This window comes from Streptomyces sp. NPDC037126 (assembly GCF_055605965.1).
In genome coordinates this window covers 134,459-154,138 of sequence record NZ_JBVJTD010000010.1, presented here as the reverse complement: position 1 = coordinate 154,138, position 19,680 = coordinate 134,459, and the positions used below count along the sequence as shown (strand labels likewise).

The 19,680-nt window shown below is 71.2% G+C and carries 18 protein-coding genes; 13 read left to right on the top strand and 5 right to left on the bottom strand.

Going from position 1 to position 19,680, the window contains the following annotated elements:
- Positions 1–186 precede the first annotated feature (186 nt).
- Entirely contained in the window at positions 187–381 is a 195-nt protein-coding gene (locus ACZ7FF_RS22785) for a hypothetical protein (protein WP_470814089.1), read from the bottom strand.
- 572 nt (positions 382–953) lie between these two features.
- Between ACZ7FF_RS22785 and ACZ7FF_RS22780 the strand changes: the two genes are divergently transcribed.
- The 9 genes from ACZ7FF_RS22780 to ACZ7FF_RS22740 all read left to right on the top strand — a co-directional run bounded on the left by ACZ7FF_RS22780 (position 954) and on the right by ACZ7FF_RS22740 (position 12,660).
- Complete coding sequence (locus ACZ7FF_RS22780; protein WP_470814088.1) at positions 954–4,745, top strand: sensor histidine kinase; 3,792 nt, start codon at positions 954–956, stop codon at positions 4,743–4,745.
- Between the two features lie 9 nt (positions 4,746–4,754).
- Positions 4,755–5,168, top strand: a complete 414-nt coding sequence (locus ACZ7FF_RS22775; protein WP_003993189.1) for a roadblock/LC7 domain-containing protein — start codon at positions 4,755–4,757, stop codon at positions 5,166–5,168.
- Positions 5,169–5,279: 111 nt separating this feature from the next.
- The gene (locus ACZ7FF_RS22770) at positions 5,280–5,678 is read left to right on the top strand and encodes a DUF742 domain-containing protein (protein ID WP_009190816.1); all 399 of its coding nucleotides are present in this window, start codon (positions 5,280–5,282) and stop codon (positions 5,676–5,678) included.
- Complete coding sequence (locus tag ACZ7FF_RS22765) at positions 5,659–6,234, top strand: GTP-binding protein (protein WP_470814087.1); 576 nt, start codon at positions 5,659–5,661, stop codon at positions 6,232–6,234. Before ACZ7FF_RS22770 ends, ACZ7FF_RS22765 begins: the two co-directional genes overlap by 20 nt.
- 377 nt (positions 6,235–6,611) lie before the next feature.
- Positions 6,612–9,848 (top strand): sensor histidine kinase, encoded by a 3,237-nt coding sequence (locus ACZ7FF_RS22760; RefSeq protein WP_470814086.1) that lies wholly within the window; start codon positions 6,612–6,614, stop codon positions 9,846–9,848.
- A 10-nt stretch (positions 9,849–9,858) separates the two neighbouring features.
- A complete protein-coding gene (locus tag ACZ7FF_RS22755) occupies positions 9,859–10,272 on the top strand; it encodes a roadblock/LC7 domain-containing protein (protein WP_005479603.1) in 414 nt (137 codons plus the stop codon).
- Positions 10,273–10,366: 94 nt separating this feature from the next.
- A complete protein-coding gene (locus tag ACZ7FF_RS22750) occupies positions 10,367–10,936 on the top strand; it encodes a DUF742 domain-containing protein (RefSeq protein WP_470814085.1) in 570 nt (189 codons plus the stop codon).
- Entirely contained in the window at positions 10,917–11,498 is a 582-nt protein-coding gene (locus ACZ7FF_RS22745) for a GTP-binding protein (protein ID WP_026248371.1), read from the top strand. Before ACZ7FF_RS22750 ends, ACZ7FF_RS22745 begins: the two co-directional genes overlap by 20 nt.
- 82 nt (positions 11,499–11,580) lie before the next feature.
- Positions 11,581–12,660, top strand: a complete 1,080-nt coding sequence (locus ACZ7FF_RS22740; protein ID WP_470814084.1) for an ABC transporter substrate-binding protein — start codon at positions 11,581–11,583, stop codon at positions 12,658–12,660.
- A gap of 83 nt (positions 12,661–12,743) precedes the next feature.
- Here the strand turns inward: ACZ7FF_RS22740 and ACZ7FF_RS22735 are convergent, their stop codons facing one another.
- The 4 genes from ACZ7FF_RS22735 to ACZ7FF_RS22720 all read right to left on the bottom strand — a co-directional run bounded on the left by ACZ7FF_RS22735 (position 12,744) and on the right by ACZ7FF_RS22720 (position 16,090).
- On the bottom strand, positions 12,744–12,941 hold the full coding sequence (locus ACZ7FF_RS22735; RefSeq protein WP_470814083.1) for an acyl-CoA carboxylase subunit epsilon: 198 nt from the start codon (positions 12,939–12,941) through the stop codon (positions 12,744–12,746).
- Between the two features lie 57 nt (positions 12,942–12,998).
- Positions 12,999–14,594 carry an acyl-CoA carboxylase subunit beta gene (locus ACZ7FF_RS22730; protein ID WP_470814082.1) on the bottom strand — a complete coding sequence of 532 codons (1,596 nt, stop codon included), beginning with the start codon at positions 14,592–14,594 and terminating at the stop codon, positions 12,999–13,001.
- 370 nt (positions 14,595–14,964) lie between these two features.
- Positions 14,965–15,726 (bottom strand): beta-glucanase, encoded by a 762-nt coding sequence (locus ACZ7FF_RS22725; RefSeq protein WP_470814081.1) that lies wholly within the window; start codon positions 15,724–15,726, stop codon positions 14,965–14,967.
- Between the two features lie 148 nt (positions 15,727–15,874).
- Complete coding sequence (locus ACZ7FF_RS22720; RefSeq protein ID WP_470814080.1) at positions 15,875–16,090, bottom strand: hypothetical protein; 216 nt, start codon at positions 16,088–16,090, stop codon at positions 15,875–15,877.
- A 222-nt stretch (positions 16,091–16,312) separates the two neighbouring features.
- Between ACZ7FF_RS22720 and ACZ7FF_RS22715 the strand changes: the two genes are divergently transcribed.
- The 4 genes from ACZ7FF_RS22715 (at position 16,313) to ACZ7FF_RS22700 (ending at position 19,649) form a co-directional block, all read left to right on the top strand.
- Positions 16,313–16,921, top strand: a complete 609-nt coding sequence (locus ACZ7FF_RS22715) for a YceI family protein (protein ID WP_470814079.1) — start codon at positions 16,313–16,315, stop codon at positions 16,919–16,921.
- Positions 16,922–17,028: 107 nt separating this feature from the next.
- On the top strand, positions 17,029–17,664 hold the full coding sequence (locus ACZ7FF_RS22710) for a LysE family translocator (protein ID WP_470814078.1): 636 nt from the start codon (positions 17,029–17,031) through the stop codon (positions 17,662–17,664).
- Positions 17,665–17,766: 102 nt separating this feature from the next.
- Positions 17,767–18,705 (top strand): NAD-dependent epimerase/dehydratase family protein, encoded by a 939-nt coding sequence (locus ACZ7FF_RS22705; protein ID WP_470814077.1) that lies wholly within the window; start codon positions 17,767–17,769, stop codon positions 18,703–18,705.
- A complete protein-coding gene (locus ACZ7FF_RS22700; RefSeq protein ID WP_470814076.1) occupies positions 18,702–19,649 on the top strand; it encodes an RNA polymerase sigma-70 factor in 948 nt (315 codons plus the stop codon). The genes ACZ7FF_RS22705 and ACZ7FF_RS22700 overlap by 4 nt, the downstream gene beginning before the upstream one ends.
- The last annotated feature ends 31 nt before the right edge of the window (positions 19,650–19,680 follow it).

The following is a 19,680-nucleotide window of genomic DNA, read 5'->3' as shown; positions in this document are numbered from 1 at the left end:
CGGAGGCATGCCCGCAGGTCAGGGCGGGTGTGGGGCCCGGCGGTGGAAAAAGCCACGGTCATTCTGGGCGGCCGGCAAAGGCGGCCGGGGAAAACACGCTCGCGTGAATGGGCCGTACCGGTAAAAGACGAGTGCGGCCGGGAGGGTCGTCGTGATCCTCCCGGCCGCACTCCGCGGGACCGTGGGCTACCGGCCCGCCGCGACCGTCACGCCCTCGGGGACGTCGACCAGGATGGTGCGCCTGGGGTTGGCCGTCTGGGCGGGAAGCTCGACGGACTGTTCCGGCAGCGCGGGCGTCTGCAGATCGCCGGCGTCCTCCAGGTGCGCGAGGGTCGTGCGGCGCGGGTTGGCTATGTTGCGGAACATCATCGTCGTCTTCACGGTTTTACTGGTCCTAGTCGTGTGTCGGCGGGCTGACAGATACGTCCCTCATGTAAAGCGCCAGGCTAAACATCTGATTCCCTGCCGAACTCGCCAACCAGCCTCGATGTTCATGTGAGTTTGCTCACGGCTCGTGGCGCAAACCGGTCAATTCCGGCTGACAACCCGCCCCATCGAAACGGACATTGGACCCCTGAAGCCATCATTCCGCTCCTGATCATGGCGACTGGGACACGTGACACCGGCCGGGAACTCGCCGGGAAACGTCCGTTATGACCGGGATCAGCTTCCACGGCAGGTAATCCGGCGCTCACGGCCCGTCACCTAGGTCACAGCTCGGGACACGGCCCTTGTTGGAGATCCTGCACTGTGCTGGAATTCCACGGACCGCCGCGGGATCGAGCCGGCGCGCAGGGGGCGCAACGCAGCGCCGAGTGGCGGCCGGATAGGGGGGAACCTGCGCCGGTCACTCAAGACCACCCGGGGGGCGTATTCAGGGCGCTCCCCACAACGCCGACACCGTGTCCCTCCGTTCGCGCGGAGGGGCGCCTGGTCCAGAGGTTGCGACGCTAGTGCAGGGACGTTTCAAGAGGGATGGCAGCGCTTCGGCGGAGCCGGAGTCGCACGACGGGACTGGCCCCATGAAGGGCAGCTCCTCGCCCCAGCACGCCCAGAACCCGGGCCCGGCCCCGTCCGGAGACGGCGGTGAGCGCGGCGGACGCCCCGGCGCGCAGGCATCGTCGGTCTCGTCGGCAGCCGCGGGACCCGCGAACTCGGCGACCCCCACGCCGGCCGTGAAGTCGGCGCAGGGCCCGACCAGCACCGGTTCGCGCATGGCCCTGCGCAACTGGCGCATCTCCACGCGCCTGGTGTCGCTGCTCGCGCTGCCGGTGGTCGCGGCCACCTCGCTGGGCGCGCTGCGCATCAACGACAACATGAACGACATCCAGCAGCTCGACAACATGAAGCTGCTGACGGACATGACCAAGCAGGCCACCGAGCTGGCTGCCGCGCTCCAGGAGGAGCGCGACCAGTCCGCCGGTCCCCTCTCGCACGGCCTGAGCGTGAACGACTACACGGTCAAGGGCTACGAGCAGAAGACCGACCGGGCGCGCACCAACTTCCTCGACGCCTCCGAGCAGATCGACCAGGCCAGCAAGAACGGCCAGCTGCAGGGCGTGCGCGACGCGCTCGTCGGTCTCGCCAACCAGCTGGACGACCTGGCCAAGATCCGCCAGGGCGCCTACGCGTCGCAGGGCAACTCGACCCAGACGATCGAGTCGTACCACCGGCTCATCACGCAGCTGATCGACCTGTCCCAGGACATGGCCGAGGCGTCCAGCAACCCGGAGATGATCTCCCGCACCCGCGCCCTGGCGGCGTTCTCCACCGCCAAGGAGTACGCCTCCATCCAGCGCGCCACGATCGCGGCCGCGCTGCCCTCGACGAACACGACCAAGGGCAGCCTCTCCGAGAACGACCGCCTCTACGGCGACTCGGCGTACCAGAGCGAGAACTCCGAGCTCGCGATCTTCCGCAAGATCTACGCCAACGAGAACGCCGAGGAACTCCTCAAGCCGATCGACGAGGGCAACCCGACGATCCAGTCGGCGGACACCTACGCCAAGCGTGCCTTCGAGCAGCGCGGCGGCCTCGCCGACCTGCCGCCGCGGTCCTACCGCGACTGGGTGGACGACAGCTCGACCAAGATCGAGCAGATGAAGAAGATCGAGCACACGCTGCTCGAGGACATGGAGCAGAAGGCGCGCGAGCTGAAGAGCGCCACCCAGCAGGACGCCATCATCTCCGGTGCGCTGATCCTGCTCGTGCTCGGTGTGTCGCTGGTCGGCGCGTTCGTCGTGGCCCGGTCCATGATCCGCTCGCTGCGCCGGCTGCAGGAGACCGCGACCAAGGTCGCCCAGGACCGCCTGCCCGAGCTGGTCAAGCAGCTGTCCGAGTCCGACCCGCAGGACGTCGACACGTCCGTGGAGTCGGTCGGTGTGCACTCCCGGGACGAGATCGGCCAGGTGGCCGCGGCCTTCGACGACGTGCACCGCGAGGCGGTCCGCCTCGCCGCCGAGCAGGCCCTGCTGCGGGGCAACGTCAACGCGATGTTCACCAACCTCTCGCGCCGCTCCCAGGGTCTGATCCAGCGCCAGCTGTCGCTGATCTCCGAGCTGGAGTCCCGCGAGGCCGACCCGGACCAGCTGTCCTCGCTGTTCAAGCTCGACCACCTCGCCACCCGTATGCGCCGTAACGGTGAGAACCTCCTCGTCCTCGCCGGTGAAGAGCCCGGCCGCCGCTGGACCCGCCCGGTCCCGCTGGTCGACGTGCTCCGCGCCGCCGCGTCCGAGGTGGAGCAGTACGAGCGCATCGAACTGGCCGCCGTGCCGACGACGCAGGTCGCCGGCCGGGTCGTCAACGACCTCGTGCACCTGCTCGCCGAGCTGCTCGAGAACGCCACCTCGTTCTCCTCCCCGCAGACCAAGGTCAAGGTCACCGGTCACGCGCTGCCCGACGGCCGCGTGCTGATCGAGATCCACGACACCGGTATCGGCCTCTCCCCCGAGGACCTCGCGGCGATCAACGAGCGGCTGGCCTCCCCGCCCACCGTGGACGTCTCCGTCTCCCGGCGCATGGGCCTCTTCGTGGTCGGTCGTCTGTCGCAGCGGCACGGCATCCGCATCCAGCTGCGCCCCTCCGACTCCGGCGGTACGACCGCGCTGGTCATGCTGCCCGTGGACGTGGCCCAGGGCGGCAAGAAGCCCGCTCCGGGCAAGCCGGGCGCGCCCGGTGTCGGCGGTGGCCCCGCCGCCGCGCAGGCCGCCGCCGGTGTGGCCGCGGCCCGGCGCGCGAACGGCGGCAACGGCCAGGGCGGTGCCCTCGGCGCCGCCCCGGCGGGCGGTGGCCTGCTCGGTGCCGGCCCCGGTACGCGCGGCCAGGTGGGCGCCGGCCAGGGTCCCCGGGCCGCGCTGCCCGGCGCGGGCCAGGCGGGCCGTCCGGGTGGCGCGCGTGGACCGCAGGGCGGTCCCGGTGCCCCGCAGCGCCCCGCGGCCGGGTTCGGCTCGCAGGCGCCGGCCGCGCCGGGAGGTCTGCAGGCCGCGAACCAGGGCGGTCCGCAGCAGGACGCCTTCGGCGGCCGCGGTCCGCAGCGCCCCGCCGAGCAGGGACGCCAGCCCCAGCTGCCGCCGCGCGGCGGCGCGCGGGCCGAGCTGCCCGGCGGCGACCAGCAGCAGCGCACCTCGGGCTGGAGCGACAACCAGGCCCCGCTGTCACGTGCCTCGCTGGACACCCCGCGCGGCCACGACGAGCAGGACCCGTCGGGCACCGCGCGCATGCCGCGGGTGGACGACCGGCAGGGGCCGGGCGCGACCGCGGAGATGCCCCGGATCGACGCGCACGGCCCGTCCGCCACGGGCGAGTTCCCGCGCCCGGAGCTGAACGGGATCAACGGCGCCCAGGACACGGGCCAGTTCGCCCGTCCCGACGCCCAGCAGACCGGTCAGTACCAGCTTCCCGGCGCGGGCCGGCACGGCGGCGGCCAGTACGCGCAGCCCGAAGACCCGCAGCAGACCGGGCAGTTCGCCCAGCCCGACCCGGCGCAGGCGCCGGGCGCGTTCGACCGCTCCGGCGGCCAGCAGGGCATGGGGTCGTTCGTCCGCTCCGACATCTTCGGCACCCCGGCGCCCGGGCGGCAGGACGACAGCGCCCAGAACACGGGCCAGTTCGCGGCTCCGCAGGCGTACGACACCGGCTTCGACGCCGGCTCCACGGGGCAGCACGCACTGCCCGGCCGGCAGAACCCGGCGCACACCGGTCAGTTCGAGCGGCCCCAGCCGGCCGCCCGTGAGGACTTCGGTGCCCCGCGCCCGCCGGCCCAGCGTCCGGTCCGCCAGGAGCCGGAGGCGCTGCCGCCGGCCAGCGGCCCGGGTGACGGCCGTACCCCGCTGTACGACACACTGGAGACCAACTGGTTCCACGGTGGCGGTCAGCAGCAGCAGGAGACCCGGCCCGCCCCGCAGCAGCCTCAGCAGCAGCCGCAGGCTCCGCAGCGTGCCGCCTCCCCCACAGGCTCGTGGCGTACCTCGCCGAACGACGAACTCGTCCGGCAGGCCGAGCGAGTCCGCCAGCCCGCCGCCGGCGGGGTCACCACCTCCGGCCTGCCGCGTCGGGTCCCTCGGGCGAACCTCGTTCCGGGCACGGCGCAGCAGCAACAGCACCAAGCCGGTCCGCAGGTCTCGCGTGCGCCTGACGACGTACGCGGACGGCTGACCAATCTTCGTCGGGGCATCGCTCAGGGCCGTCAGGCCGGCAGCGGCCAGACCGGCAGCTTCCCGAGCCCCACTCACCAGCAGGAGCGTTAGTTGAGTCCGATGAGCCAGGCGGCACAGAACCTGAACTGGTTGATCACCAACTTCGTGGACAACACCCCCGGGGTGTCCCACACCGTGGTGGTCTCCGCCGACGGCCTTCTGCTGGCGATGTCCGAAGGCTTCCCGCGAGACCGCGCCGACCAGCTGGCGGCCGTCGCGTCCGGTCTGACCTCTCTGACGGCCGGGGCTTCCCGGATCTTCGAGGGCGGCAGCGTGGCGCAGACGGTCGTCGAGATGGAGCGCGGGTTCCTCTTCCTGATGTCGGTCTCGGACGGGTCGTCCCTCGCGGTCCTGGCCCACCCGGAGTGCGACATCGGTCTCGTCGGCTACGAGATGGCACTGCTCGTCGACCGCGCAGGGGCGGTCCTCACACCTGACCTGCGCGCCGAACTCCAAGGCAGTCTGCTCCACTGACCGGCCCCGGCACCACCCACCTCACCAAACCACCGTCCGGCCGCCACAATCCCCCCACCGGCCCCGTCAGACGGCTTGACTGACCGACTTGCTGTCCCGCCCGGAGGATTCATGACCCCGCCCACCGCCCATCATGATCCGTACGCGGAGCCGTACGGGGACGAGGGCGACCAGCCGCTGGTACGGCCGTACGCGATGACCGGCGGCCGGACCCGGCCGCGGTACCAGCTCGCGATAGAGGCCCTGATCAGCACGACGGCCGATCCGGCAGCGCTCATGGGACTGCTCCCTGAGCACCAGCGCATCTGCCACCTGTGCCGGGAGGTCAAGTCGGTCGCGGAGGTCTCCGCGCTGCTGGCCATGCCGCTCGGGGTGGCCCGGATCCTGGTGGCCGACCTCGCCGAGGCCGGCCTGGTCGCCATCCACCAGCCGGGTGGCGACGAGAACAACGGCGGCGCACCGGACGTGACGCTGCTCGAAAGGGTGCTCAGTGGACTTCGCAAGCTCTGACGCGGGCCGGGCCACCACCTCGGCGAAGATCGTGGTGGCGGGCGGCTTCGGCGTGGGCAAGACCACGTTCGTCGGTGCCGTCTCGGAGATCAACCCGCTGCGTACCGAGGCCGTCATGACGTCGGCGTCGGCCGGGATCGACGACCTCACCCACACCGGGGACAAGACCACCACCACGGTGGCCATGGACTTCGGCCGCATCACCCTCGACCAGGACCTGATCCTGTACCTGTTCGGCACGCCCGGCCAGGACCGCTTCTGGTTCATGTGGGACGACCTGGTGCGCGGCGCCATCGGCGCGGTGGTGCTCGTGGACACCCGGCGCCTGGCCGACTGCTTCCCGGCGGTCGACTACTTCGAGAACAGCGGCCTGCCGTTCGTCATCGCCCTCAACGGCTTCGACGGTCACCAGCCGTACAACCCCGACGAGGTGCGCGAGGCGCTGCAGATCGGGCCCGACGCCCCGATCATCACGACCGACGCCCGCCACCGGGCCGACGCCAAGAGCGCGCTGATCACGCTGGTGGAGCACGCCCTGATGGCGCGGCTGAGGTAGCACTCAAATACGACGTGCCGTACGGCAGTTGCCGTAAGGGGTTCGGAGCCGACTGTGGCCTTTGACACGGTCGGCTCCGGTGTTCATAACAGTTCGGCAGAGGAATCGCCGGGTATCACCACGCGACGCGGTCGTGCGGTGCCGCTGTGCTCACAAAAGCCCCGCCTTTTGGCGGGGCTCGCTCTTTATGACCGTTTTATCTACGGCTTACAACGGTGCCGTCACAAGGTTTCCACTGTTTGGAAGTGCGCTGGTCCACGTGCTGGAATGCCTGAACTGCCCAATGGTCAAAGACGTACTCAGTGGTCGTTGACGAACCGGGCTCTGAGAGACTGCGGCACGACGAAGGTGCCGACCGCCGAGAGGTTGTTGGTCGAGTGAGGCGAAGCAAGAACGGTCCCGAGCCGTCGGCGCGGGGCAACTTCACCCCGCCGCCGCGCGCTGCGGCGCCCACCCCTGTGCCCGGTTCGGAGCCGGTGGCCACTCCCGCACCGAGCGGCGGCCGCTTCTCCCCGCGGAACTGGCGGGTGCCCACCCGTCTGAACGCGATCCTGCTGATACCCGTGATGGTCGGTCTCGTCATGGGCGGGTTCCAGGTGAAGAGTTCCATCGACACCTGGCAGCAGGCCCGTGACGCCGAGAACACCGCCCGCCTGGTGCGTGCCGCCCTGGGCTACGCGGACGCTCTGGAGAACGAGCGCGACGTCACCGCGAAACCGCTGCTGCTGAACAAGAAGGACGCCGGTTCCAAGGCGGTCATCGACGCGGCCCGCAAGAACACCGACGACGCCGCCAACGCCTTCGACCAGGCCGCGCAGAACATGCCGCACAAGTCGGGCCTGGAGCGCCGGCTGAAGCTGTTCCGCGAGGACGAGCCGAAGCTGGTGCAGCTGCGGCAGCTCGCGTACACCTCCAGGCTGACCGGCGTGCAGACGGAGGAGGGCTACGTCACCGTCGCCCACCCCCTGATGGAGTTCGCCAACGAGCTCGGTCTGGGCACCGGCAACATCACCTCCTACGGCCGTACCGTCTACGCGATCTCGCTGACCAAGGCGGCGCTGTCGCTGGAGCGGTCGATCGGCATGCACCTCCTGGTCAAGCCCGGCCCGGACGCCCCGAACCTCGCGACCCAGCGGGTCTCCCTCTCCTCGTACGCCTACCTGGAGCGCATCGCCCTGGAGGAGTACCTGGGCGGTGGCACCGAGGCCGACGCGCAGAAGCTCGCCGACGCGCAGAAGAAGATCAAGACGGACGGTGCCGCCGCTGCCGCGCAGACCAAGCAGGAGCACCCGAACTACGTTCCGCCGCCGTCCAACCCGAACACGATGGTCTCGGCGCTGGCCACGCTGAAGGACACGAGCACCCTCACCCGTGAGGAGCTCGCCACCACCGGCATCACCGCCGACAACTGGTGGGCGGTCAACACGCTGAAGTACAAGGCCTACCGCAAGATCGAGTCGGACATGGCCGACAAGGCGGTGAACGAGGCCTCCGGCATCGCCGACGACGCCAAGACCTCCGCCTTCATCACCGGTGCCGTGGTCGTCATCGCCCTGCTCGCCGCGTTCCTCCTGGCCGGTCTGGTGGCCCGCCAGATGAGCCGCTCGATGCGCCAGCTGCGCAACGCCGCCTTCGGCATCGCCGAGCAGCGGCTGCCGATGCTGGTCGACCAGCTCTCCCGCACCGACCCCGGCCGGGTCGACACCCGGGTCGCCCCGATCCCGATCCACAGCAAGGACGAGATCGGCGAGGTCGCCCGCGCGTTCGACCAGGTCCACCGCGAGGCGGTGCGGCTCGCCTCCGAGCAGGCCCTGCTCCGTGGCAACATCAACGCGATCTTCACCAACCTGTCGCGCCGCAACCAGTCGCTGATCGAGGGCCAGCTGACCCTGATCACCGACCTGGAGAACAACGAGGCCGACCCGGACCAGCTGGAGAACCTCTTCAAGCTGGACCACCTGGCCACCCGTATGCGCCGCAACGGCGAGAACCTCCTCGTTCTCGCCGGCGAGGAGCCCGGCCGCCGCTGGGACCAGCCGGTCCCGCTGGTCGACGTCCTGCGCGCCGCCTCCTCCGAGGTGGAGCAGTACGAGCGCATCGAGCTGTCGGGCGTACCGGAGGCCGAGATCCACGGCCGCGCCGTCACCGACCTCGTGCACCTGCTGGCCGAGCTGCTGGAGAACGCCACCACGTTCTCCTCCCCGCAGACCAAGGTCCGGGTCACCGCGACCCGACTCCCCGACGGCCGCGTCATGATCGAGATCCACGACAAGGGCATCGGCCTGACCGCCGAGGACTTCGCGGACATCAACCACAAGCTGGCCAACCCGCCGACCGTGGACGCCGCGATCTCCCAGCGCATGGGCCTGTTCGTGGTCGGCCGGCTGTCCGACCGGCACGGCATCCGCGTCCAGCTGCGCCCCTCCGGCGAGCAGGCCGGCACGACCTCCCTGGTCATGCTGCCGGACGCGATCACGCACGGCGGTGGCGGCGAGACGCCGCTGGACCGCGACGAGTTCACGGTCTCGCAGATCATCCCGGAGCAGCAGTTCCAGGGTGAGAGCTTCCACCAGGTGCAGCCGATGCGCACCGCCGCCGAACTCGGCTTCGACGACAGCCAGTACACGGAGGTCCCCGACGACATCCGCGGGCTCGACCCGGTCGGCCGCTCGCTGATGCGCGAGGGGCGGCGCGCCGCCCTGGAGGCCCAGAGCAACGGCCAGCCCGCCGAGCCGCAGCACGAGGGCGCGGAGACCGCCGGCTACGCGGACCCGGTCTTCGACCGGCAGTCCACGGGCTACCCGGAGCAGCCTCGGCAGCCGTACGAGGAGACCTCGTACGAGGAGCAGCCGCAGGCCGCGTACCAGGAGCCGTACCAGGAGACCTACTCCGAGACGCACTCGGCGCCGTACGAGAAGCCGTACGAGGAGCAGTACTACCCGCAGGGTGGCGAGCTGCCGCAGAACGACGGCTTCTCCCCCAACGCCGGTTACCCGGATCCCGCGTACGCGGAGCCCGCGCAGAGCCCGTCCTACCAGGACGACTGGCAGCCGGCGAACGGCTACCAGAACGGCTACCCGGCTCATTACGCTCCGGAAACGGAATCCACACGGGCCGCTGACGCGAGTGAGCACAACCGCGTAGGCTTCGACCGTCCGGGAACGGCTTCTCCCGCCCCACACGCGCTGACCGACGCCGGGCTGCCCCGCCGCGGTTCCACCGCGAACGGTTCCCAGGGCACCGGTGGTGCGAACGGCACGGCACGCGTGCAGCAGGAAGCGCCGGCTCCCGCACCGGGGAACGCGCCCGGGAGCAACGGCGACGACTGGCGTTCGGCGAACGACGAGCGCTGGCAGCAGGCCGCCCAGCTCCGGAAGCCGAAGGCAGGCGGGGTCACCGCCTCGGGCCTGCCGCGGCGGGTGCCCAAGGCCAACCTGGTCGAGGGCGCGGCGGAAACCACCCCCCAGGGAGGCCCCCAGGTCTCCCGCGCCCCGGAGGACGTCCGGGGCAGGCTGAGCAACCTGCGTCGAGGCGTCCAGCGCGGACGCAACGCAGGCAGTGAAACGAACGGCCAGGGCTTCGGTCCTGACAGCACCTACAACCAGGAGCGTTAGTGTGAGCCCGATGAGCCAGGCGGCACAGAACCTGAACTGGTTGATCACCAACTTCGTGGACAACACCCCGGGGGTGTCCCACACGGTGGTGGTCTCCGCCGACGGACTCCTTCTGGCGATGTCCGAAGGCTTCCCCCGCGACCGCGCCGACCAGCTCGCGGCCGTCGCATCCGGCCTGACCTCGCTGACCGCCGGTGCCTCGCGCATCTTCGAGGGCGGCAGCGTGAACCAGACGGTTGTGGAGATGGAGAGGGGATTTCTCTTCATCATGTCCGTCTCCGACGGGTCTTCCCTCGCAGTTCTGGCCCACCCGGAGGCGGACATCGGCCTCATCGGGTACGAGATGGCCCTTCTGGTGGACCGAGCGGGCACGGTCCTGACCCCGGATCTCCGTGCGGAGCTCCAGGGAAGCCTTCTCAACTAGTAATCGGACGGTGCGTATTCGTGTCCCGGGGCCGTAAGGTTTCGGGACGCGGCTCCACACGGATGGGTGCCCGGCACAGTCGGAGGAGGAGAAAGTGGCAACACCCCCAGGCGGTTCGCATTCGGGTAACTGGTCGTACGGCCCTGCCCAGGGCCAGGGCGACGGTTCGGCGAACCGGTACAACTTCCCCTCCGCCCCCAGCCACCGGCAGCCGTACGCGCCGCAGGGTCCCGGTCCCTCTCCGTACGACCAGCCGCCGGCCCCCCGCATCCAGCCGGTGCAGCCGCAGCGCCGCCCCGAGCCGGCGCCCGCGACCGCATCGAACAACCCCCTGGTGCGTCCGTACGCCATGACCGGCGGCCGGACCCGCCCGCGCTACCAGCTCGCCATCGAGGCACTGGTGCACACCACCGCCGCTCCGCACCAGATGCAGGGCCAGCTGCCCGAGCATCAGCGGATCTGCAACCTGTGCCGGGAGATCAAATCGGTGGCCGAGATCTCGGCCCTGCTGACGATCCCCCTCGGCGTGGCCAGGATTCTCGTCGCCGACTTGGCGGAGGCGGGCCTGGTCGCCATCCATCAGCCCGGCGGCGACGAGAACGCCGGTGGCCAGCCAGACGTGACACTGCTCGAAAGGGTGCTCAGTGGACTTCGCAAGCTCTAGCGGCGGTCCTTCCCGCTCCACCACCTCCGCGAAGATCGTGGTGGCGGGCGGCTTCGGCGTGGGTAAGACCACGTTCGTCGGTGCCGTCTCGGAGATCAACCCGCTGCGCACCGAGGCCGTCATGACGTCCGCGTCGGCCGGGATCGACGACCTCACCCACACCGGGGACAAGACCACCACCACGGTGGCCATGGACTTCGGCCGCATCACCCTCGACCAGGACCTGATCCTGTACCTGTTCGGCACGCCCGGCCAGGACCGCTTCTGGTTCATGTGGGACGACCTGGTGCGCGGCGCCATCGGCGCGATCGTGCTGGTCGACACCCGGCGCCTGGCCGACTGCTTCCCGGCGGTCGACTACTTCGAGAACAGCGGCCTGCCGTTCGTCATCGCCCTCAACGGCTTCGACGGCAACCAGCCGTACAACCCCGACGAGGTACGCGAGGCGCTGCAGATCGGGCCCGACACCCCGATCATCACGACCGACGCCCGCCACCGGGCCGACGCCAAGTCGGCGCTCATCACGCTGGTCGAGCACGCCCTGATGGCCCGCCTGCGGTAGCCACTCGCGCAGTTCCCCGCGTCCCTCCTGGGGCGCGGGGATTTTTCGTACCGGTGACCCGCCGGTGAGGATGGTGGAGGCGATGTCCGGCATGTCGTCCGTGCGGATCGGTGCCCTCGTTCCGCTGACCCGGCCCGGCTGGGCCGAGGCCGGCCGGCATCTGCTCGCCGGACTCGAACTGGCCGCCGGCGAGGTCAACGACGCCGGCGGGATCGCCGGCAGGCCACTCGAACTGGTGGTCCGGGACACCGCGGCCGATCCGCGGAGGGCGGAGGCGGCCGTCGACGAACTGGCCGGCCTCGGCGTGGCCGCCCTGGCGGGTGAGTACCACAGCGTGGTGGCTCGTGCGGCCGCCGCCAGGGCCGACGCCCTGGGCCTGCCGTTCCTCTGCTCGTCGGCGGTTCTCGACGCGCTCATCGAACAGCCGACCGAGTGGGTCGCGCGCCTCGCCCCGGCCCAGTCCCACGGCTGGGGGATCTACGCGGACTTCCTTCTCGGCGCCGGGCACAGCCGCATCGCCGTGGCGGCCGAGCCGAGTGTCTACTGGGCGGCCGGGACCCGCATCCTGCGGGACCACCTCGCGCCACGCGGTGGCACGGTCAGCGAACTCGACATGCGCGCGCTCACCCCCACCGCCGTGTGCGACGCGCTCGCCGGCCAGCGCGCGACGGCCCTCATCCTCCTCGTCGGCCACCCCGAGCCGGCGGTGCCGGTCGTCAGGTCCGTCCGCGGCGACCGGCGCCTCGCCGGCATCTTGATCGGTGCTCCGGCCGGGCAGCCGGAGTTCGCCGAGTGGACGGGGCTGCTGGGCGGCGACGGCGCAGCGATCCCGTTCCTGCGCTACCTGCCCGAGCGCCTCACCCCGCTCGGCGCACGCGTCCGTACGGCCCTCGGTGAGCGGCTCGGCCAGGCGCCCTCCTTCGTCGCCTTCGAGGGCTACGACACGATCGCCGTCCTCGCAGACGTGCTGCGCTCCCAGGGAGCGGACCGGGTGGGCATCGCCCGGGCCTGGCCGCATGTCGCGGTCGAGGGCACCCGCGGGCGGATCCGGTTCACCCGTACGCCGGACATCGGCGTGCGGCAGTGGGCCTGGGCGCCGGTCCAGGTCGTCGACGGGGACCCGGCGGACCCCGGTCGCTTCCGGGTCCTCCACACCGGCTGAGCGGCCACGCGGGTCCGGCCGCGACGCCGAAGGGCCCCTCCGTGGTGGAGGGGCCCTTCGGGAACCGGCGGAATCGGCGCGGACTAGCCGTGCCAGCTGTGCGGGGCGCGGAAGCCGCCCTCGCGCTCCAGACGACGCCAGCCGGCCTTCGCACGGCCTCGGTGGGTGGGGGCCGAAGACGCCGGCTGGGCGGCGGCGCGGGCCAGGAGGACGGCCGTGATGGCGGCGACCTCCTCGGGCTCGGCATGGCCCTTCTCGACGCGGATGTCAGCGTTGCTCATGGGTGTCAGTCTCCGTGAGAGAGAGGTCCGCGGGGTTGCCGCGGCGGGTCCGCTCGGTTACTGCGGGGGGTTGCCGTGCTTCCGGGACGGGAGGTCGGCGTGCTTGGTCTGCAGCATCGCCAGGGACTTCACCAGGACCTCGCGGGTCTCGGCCGGGGCGATGACGTCGTCGACCAGGCCGCGCTCGGCCGCGTAGTAGGGGTGCATCAGCTCGGCCTTGTACTCCTTGACCATCTTCTGACGCATGGCCTCGGGGTCCTCGGCCTCGGCGATCTGGCGGCGGAAGATGACGTTCGCGGCGCCTTCCGCACCCATCACGGCGATCTCGTTCGTCGGCCAGGCGTAGGTGAGGTCCGCGCCGATGGACTGGCTGTCCATGACGATGTAGGCACCTCCGTACGCCTTGCGCAGGATCAGCGAGATCCTCGGCACGGTCGCGTTGCAGTAGGCGTACAGCAGCTTCGCGCCGTGACGGATGATTCCGCCGTGCTCCTGGTCGACACCGGGGAGGAACCCCGGCACGTCCAGGAAGGTGACGATCGGGATATTGAAAGCGTCACACATCTGGACAAAGCGCGCAGCTTTTTCGCTCGCCTCGATGTCCAGGACACCCGCCAGCACCTGCGGCTGGTTGGCGATGATGCCCACGACCTGACCGTCCAGCCGGGCGAGGGCGCAGATGATGTTGCGGGCCCAGCGCTCGTGGACCTCCAGGTACTCGCCGTCGTCGACGATCTCCTCGATGACCTTGGTCATGTCGTACGGCCGGTTGCCGTCGGCCGGGACGAGGTCGAGGAGGACGTCGCTGCGGCGGTCCACCGGGTCGGACGAGTCCGCCGACGGGGGGTTCTCGCGGTTGTTCTGCGGGAGCAGCGACAGGAGGTAGCGCACCTCCGCGATGCAGGTCTCCTCGTCGTCGTACGCGAAGTGGCAGACGCCGGAGGTCTCCGCGTGGACGTCGGCGCCGCCGAGCCCGTTCTGGGTGATCTCCTCGCCCGTCACCGCCTTGACCACGTCCGGGCCGGTGATGAACATCTGCGAGGTCTCGCGGACCATGAACACGAAGTCCGTCAGGGCGGGGCTGTAGGCCGCGCCGCCCGCGCACGGGCCCAGCATCACGGAGATCTGCGGGATGACACCCGAGGCCTTCGTGTTGCGCTGGAAGATGCCACCGTAGCCCGCGAGGGCGCTGACGCCCTCCTGGATGCGAGCGCCCGCGCCGTCGTTCAGGGAGACCAGGGGCGCGCCGGCCGCGATGGCCATGTCCATGATCTTGTGGATCTTGGTGGCGTGGGCCTCGCCCAGCGCGCCTCCGAAGATCCGGAAGTCATGGGCGTAGACGAAGACCGTACGGCCCTCGACCTGGCCCCAGCCGGTGATGACACCGTCGGTGTACGGCTTCTTGGCCTCCAGACCGAAGCCGGTCGCCCGGTGCCGGCGCAGCTGCTCGACCTCCTGGAAGGAACCCGGGTCCAGGAGCAGCTCGATCCGCTCCCGGGCCGTCAGCTTGCCCTTGGCGTGCTGCGCCGCGGTCGCCTTCTCGCTGGGGCCCGCCACGGCGTGCGCACGAATCTCGTGCAGCTCGGCGACCCGCCCGCGCGCGTCCGTCGGCTCGCCGGTCGGCTCACCCGTCGTCTCTTCCAAAACGGTCATGTAGCGACCTTACGAAGGACACCAAGGAAAGCGAGCCGTCGACTCCGTACAGTCTCCGGCCCGTTTTCCTGGTGCCAGTGAACAGAACCAAGGCCGCGTGCAGGCGTTCCGACTGCTCAGGGGGCGCCGGTGTTGTGGGGGTGCCACAAAGCCGTCACCTGAGAACCGCCTCACATTAACGGGGCGCACATGCCATCCCCGGAGTGACGGGGCCCCTCGGACGGCGGTCCGCCGACCGGAGAACGGCACCCTCACCGGCCCGCGCGCGGACGGCCCCGGACCCGGCGGCCAGGAGCACGCGCCCCACCGTACCGGCTCGCCGGTGACGCCGGTGACGCCCGCGCGCGGTACGGCGACGGCAGGGCCGAGGTCACACCCCCGGTTCCCCGCCCCCACTCGTGGCCGCCTCGCTGGGCCGTCCCCCGTGCGCGGACGGACGCCGCACGACGAGACTGCTCACCTCGAACGACATCTCGGTCGTCCCGTGCGCGGGCGGCGGGTGGTAACGCCCGGCCGACACGGAGAGGTTGATGATGAGGTAGGCCCGCCAGGCGCGCCCCACGCCCCGACCGTCGGCGAAGACCCGCGTGCCGTTCAGCCACCAGGCCACGGAGCGGGTCCCGAACTCGGTGCGCAGGTCCACCCAGGCGCCCGGGCGCACGGCGTCGTCACGGAGGTCGTGACCGGCGTCGTGCACGTGATTGGTGAGTTCCAGCAGGTCGGGGTTGTCCGGGTGGTACTCGAAGACGTCGATCTCCTGGTCGCCGTCCCGCCAGGTCCAGATGGCCGGCCAGGCGCCGGTCTCCCGGGGCAGCCGTACGCGCGCCTCCAGCACGTCCCCCGGCCGGACCATGAACCCCTGCGGGCTGCCCTCGGTGGTCAGCAGGCCGGTGTTCCATCTGCCGTCCGGCCGGCGTGTGGCCCGGAAGACCCCCGAGCGACTGTGGCCGGCGTCGGACACCAGGTAGTCCAGCTTGTCGTCGTCCGGGTTGACCGGGCCGCCGTCCGGATAGGCCCACGAGCGGCCCGCGACCCACTGTGCCGTGGAGGTGAAGTCCGCCGTGAACACGACGTCGGACACGGTCGGGCGGCGGGGGGCCGGCAGCGGGGCGCCCGATGTCGGTTCGTCCATGCCGGATTTCTCACCACCTGGGGGCCGGTCATGCGCCAAGCCCCCGACACGCCGCGGGGATTGACCCGTCCGGGTGAACGCGGCACGGAGCGGCCCGGCCCGGCGGGTCGGCCGAGGGACCGTTCCCGCCCGGCTCCTTCGTCCCCGGCTAGCCGGAGGTGCGGTTCATGACGCGGCGGGCCGCCTCCGCCTCCGCCGCCTCGGGGGACAGCTCGTCGAGGGTGTCGAGGTCGGTGTCGGCCTCCAGTTCCCGTTCCCAGGCAGCCGCGAGCTTCTCCTGCTCCTCGCGGGGCCTGGCACCGACCGCCTCCCGGTGATCCGGGTCCAGGGCAGTGAGGAATCGTCCGACCGGATCCGTCGGCATACCGTGCTCCTTGTCGCGTGGAAGGGGCCCCTCGCCCAGCATGGCCAATCCGCGCCGGACCGGCCTCCCGGAACACCCCGGTGGCCCGCGGCCCCCACATGTGGTGACTTTAGGTCATCACGAAGACACCCTGCGGATGATGTTGAAAATCGAACGGAATAGGTCTACGGTCGTCTCCGTTGGGTTCGTTGAACGTTAAACAGAAACTTCCAGGAGGACCTCATGGGCATCTTCGGCCGCAAGGACAGCACCCCCGGGACCACCCCGGCGCCGGCCGCCGCCGGCCCCGACCTGACCGCGGTGACCGGCGACTACACGATCGACCCCGCGCACACCACGATCGAGTTCGTGGCCCGCCACGCGATGGTCACCAACGTGCGGGGCGGCTTCCAGGACTTCACCGGCACCCTTCATCTGGACGGCGCGGACCCCACCGCCTCCACCGCCTCGCTGGACATCAGGATGGACAGCATCGACACGGGCAACGCCGACCGTGACGGTCACCTGAAGTCCTCCGACTTCTTCAAGACCGAGGAGTTCCCGACCATGACCTTCCGCTCCACCAAGGCGGAGGCCCTGGGCGGCGACGACTACCGCATCACCGGCGAGCTCTCCCTCCTCGGTGTCACCAGGCCGATCAGCATCGACCTGGAGTTCAACGGCGTCGCGAAGGACCCCTTCGGCAACGAGCGCGTCGGCTTCGAGGGCAAGACCGAGATCCTGCGCTCCGAGTGGGGCCTGACCTGGAACGCGGCGCTGGAGACCGGCGGCGTCCTCGTCTCCGACAAGATCAAGCTGAACTTCGACATCTCCGCGATCAAGAACGCGTGAGCCCCCGGCGGCCGGGCAGGCCGCCCGGCGCCCGCGGTGTGGACGTGCCCGCCGACCCGGAGAACGGGAGAGCGGGCACTCGCATGTCCGTGCGAAGATGACCTTCCATGGCAATGAGCACCGCGTTGTGGTCCTTCGCCCTCGTCGTAGGGCTGCTCACCCTCACCCCCGGCCTGGACACGGCCCTCGTACTCCGCACCGCCGCGCTCGGCCGACGCACCCGCGCCTGGGGCGTGGTCCTCGGCATCCAGACCGGCACCCTCCTGTGGGGAACGCTCACCTCGCTCGGCGTCACCGCCCTGCTCACCGCTTCCCACCTCGCCTACGAGACGCTCCGCTGGGCCGGTGCCGCCTACCTGCTGTGGATGGCCGCCCGCATGATCCGCGCCACCTTCCGCGGCGAGCGGCCGGACACCCCCGCGCCCGAGTCCCTGGCCGGCGCCGGCACCCTGTCCGCCGGCTGGCGCCAGGGCACGCTGACCAACCTCCTCAACCCCAAGGTGGGCGTCTTCTACGTCGCCGTACTCCCCCAGTTCGTCCCGCCCGGCGCGCCCCACTTCTCCACCGGCGTCCTGCTGACCTGCGTCCACATCGTCATGGGCCTCGTGTGGTCGACGGTCCTCATCGCCTCGGCCACCGCCGTCGGCGCCTGGCTGCGCAGGCCGGGAGCCCACAGGCTCCTCGACCGCGTCACCGGCACGGTCATCGCGGCCTTCGCGCTGAAACTGGCACTGAGCGACTGATCCGGGCGCCTGCCGCACCCGCCCTGCCGCCCCGCCCGTGTCACATCCGGCCGCGCTGTCTCGTCTCAGATCGCGAGGAGAGCCACAGCGATCGGGAGGGTGATGGTCATGCGGGTGTTCGTGGCAGGCGGGGCCGGGGTGCTGGGGCAGCGGCTGGTTCCCCAGCTCGTGGCCCGTGGACATCGGGTCACGGCGACGACGACGAACGCGCAGCGGCTCGGCCTGCTGCGGCGCCTCGGCGCGGACGCGGTCGTGATGGACGGGCTGGACGCGGCCTCGGTCGGTGAGGCGGTGGCGAAGGCGCGGCCCGACGCGATCGTGCACCAGATGACCGCGATCTCCCGGGCGCACGCCGGCAAGCCCGATCTGAGGCATCCGGACCGCTGGTTCGCCCTCACCAACCGGCTGCGCACCGAGGGGACCGACCATCTGCTGGCAGCCGCCGAGGCGACCGGTGTCTCCCACGTCGTCGCGCAGAGCCATGCGAGCTGGAACGGCATCCGCGAGGGCGGCTGGGTGAAGACCGAGGACGACCCGCTCGACCTGTTGGAGGGGACGGCCGCGCACGTGGGGATGACGGCGCTGCGCCATCTGGAGGACGCGGTCCTCGGCAGCGGCGGCGCGGCCCTGCGGTACGGCGCGTTCTACGGGCCGGGCGCCATCGACGACCAGGTCGAGCTGGTGCGCAAGCGGCAGTACCCGCTAGTCGGTCGCGCCACCGGCTACAGCTCCTGGGTGCATCTCGACGACGCGGCGGGCGCCACCGTCCTGGCGCTGGAGCAGAAGGCGCGGGGCGTGTTCAACATCGTCGACGACGAACCGGCCCCGGCGAGCGAGTGGTTGCCGCATCTGGCGGCCTGCGCGGGTGCCAAGCGGCCGATGCGGATCCCCCGGTGGCTGGCCCGGCTCGCGGCCGGGGAGCAGGCAGTGGTGATCATGACCGAGGGCCGTGGCTTCTCCAACGCCAAGGCCAAGCGGGAGCTCGGCTGGGAGCTGCGCCACCCGTCGTGGCGGCAGGGCTTCGAGACGGAGCTGGCGTGACGCGGACCGAGGAGTTCGAGGAGCTGCGCCCGCTGCTGTTCTCGATCGCCTACCGCATCCTCGGCAGCGTGAGCGAGGCGGAGGACGCGGTCCAGGAGACCTGGCTGCGCCACCAGGGCTCAGCCGCCGGGCCCACCTCGGCGAAGGCGTTCCTCTCGGCCGTGGTGACCCGGATCTCGATCGACGTGCTGCGCTCGGCCCGGGTACGGCGGGAGGCGTACGTGGGGCCCTGGTTCCCCGAGCCGCTGCTGAGCGACCCCTACGAGGACCCGGAGCGGTCGGCGGAGCTGGCCGACTCGGTGTCGACGGCGGCGCTCCTGCTGCTGGAGCGGCTCAGCCCGCTGGAGCGGGCGGTGTTCGTGCTGCGCGAGGTGTTCGGGTTCGGGTTCCCGGAGGTCGCGTCGGCGGTGGGGCGCTCCCCGGCCGCGTGCCGTCAGCTGGCGGTGCGGGCGCGCCGCCACATGGACGCGGGCCGGCCCCGGTTCGAGGCCGCGCCCGAGGAACGCGAGGAACTCGCCGGCCGCTTCTTCGACGCCTTCCGGGAGGGCGACGTCGACGGGCTGCGCGAACTGCTCGCCGCCGACGTGCACATGGCCGGCGACAGCGGCGGCAAGGCACCGCGGTGGGGCACGGGCATCACCGGCGCCGAGAACGTGGCCCGGCTGCTCGCCGTGCTGCTGCCCGCGTTCACGCGGATCGGGGGCGTGGTGGAGCCGCGGCAGGTGAACGGCGCGCCGGGCGCGGTCTTCCGGACCCGGGACGGCAGGGTCGTCAACACCTGGGCGCTCGGCATCGAGGACGGGCGGGTCCGGACGATCCACACGGTCATCAACCCCGACAAGCTCGCCCACATCGGCCCGGTGGCGGACGCCTGGTCGGTCCTGCGCGAGGCGGACCTGGTCCGCCGCCCCGCCGCCTGGCCGGACGAGCCGTCCCCGGGGTGACCCGGCGGCACCCCCGGCGGCGGACGAGGGC

Bases quoted from the DNA above. Each gene is read 5' to 3' on its own strand.
- ACZ7FF_RS22775 (WP_003993189.1), top strand. From the start codon at position 4,755: ATGAGCCAGGCGGCACAGAACCTGAACTGGTTGATCACCAACTTCGTG.
- ACZ7FF_RS22770 (WP_009190816.1), top strand. From the start codon at position 5,280: ATGACCCCGCCCACCGCCCATCATGATCCGTACGCGGAGCCGTACGGG.
- ACZ7FF_RS22755 (WP_005479603.1), top strand. From the start codon at position 9,859: ATGAGCCAGGCGGCACAGAACCTGAACTGGTTGATCACCAACTTCGTG.
- ACZ7FF_RS22740 (WP_470814084.1), top strand. From the start codon at position 11,581: ATGTCCGGCATGTCGTCCGTGCGGATCGGTGCCCTCGTTCCGCTGACC.
- ACZ7FF_RS22735 (WP_470814083.1), bottom strand. From the start codon at position 12,941: ATGAGCAACGCTGACATCCGCGTCGAGAAGGGCCATGCCGAGCCCGAG.
- ACZ7FF_RS22730 (WP_470814082.1), bottom strand. From the start codon at position 14,594: ATGACCGTTTTGGAAGAGACGACGGGTGAGCCGACCGGCGAGCCGACG.
- ACZ7FF_RS22725 (WP_470814081.1), bottom strand. From the start codon at position 15,726: ATGGACGAACCGACATCGGGCGCCCCGCTGCCGGCCCCCCGCCGCCCG.
- ACZ7FF_RS22720 (WP_470814080.1), bottom strand. From the start codon at position 16,090: ATGCCGACGGATCCGGTCGGACGATTCCTCACTGCCCTGGACCCGGAT.
- ACZ7FF_RS22715 (WP_470814079.1), top strand. From the start codon at position 16,313: ATGGGCATCTTCGGCCGCAAGGACAGCACCCCCGGGACCACCCCGGCG.
- ACZ7FF_RS22710 (WP_470814078.1), top strand. From the start codon at position 17,029: ATGGCAATGAGCACCGCGTTGTGGTCCTTCGCCCTCGTCGTAGGGCTG.
- ACZ7FF_RS22705 (WP_470814077.1), top strand. From the start codon at position 17,767: ATGGTCATGCGGGTGTTCGTGGCAGGCGGGGCCGGGGTGCTGGGGCAG.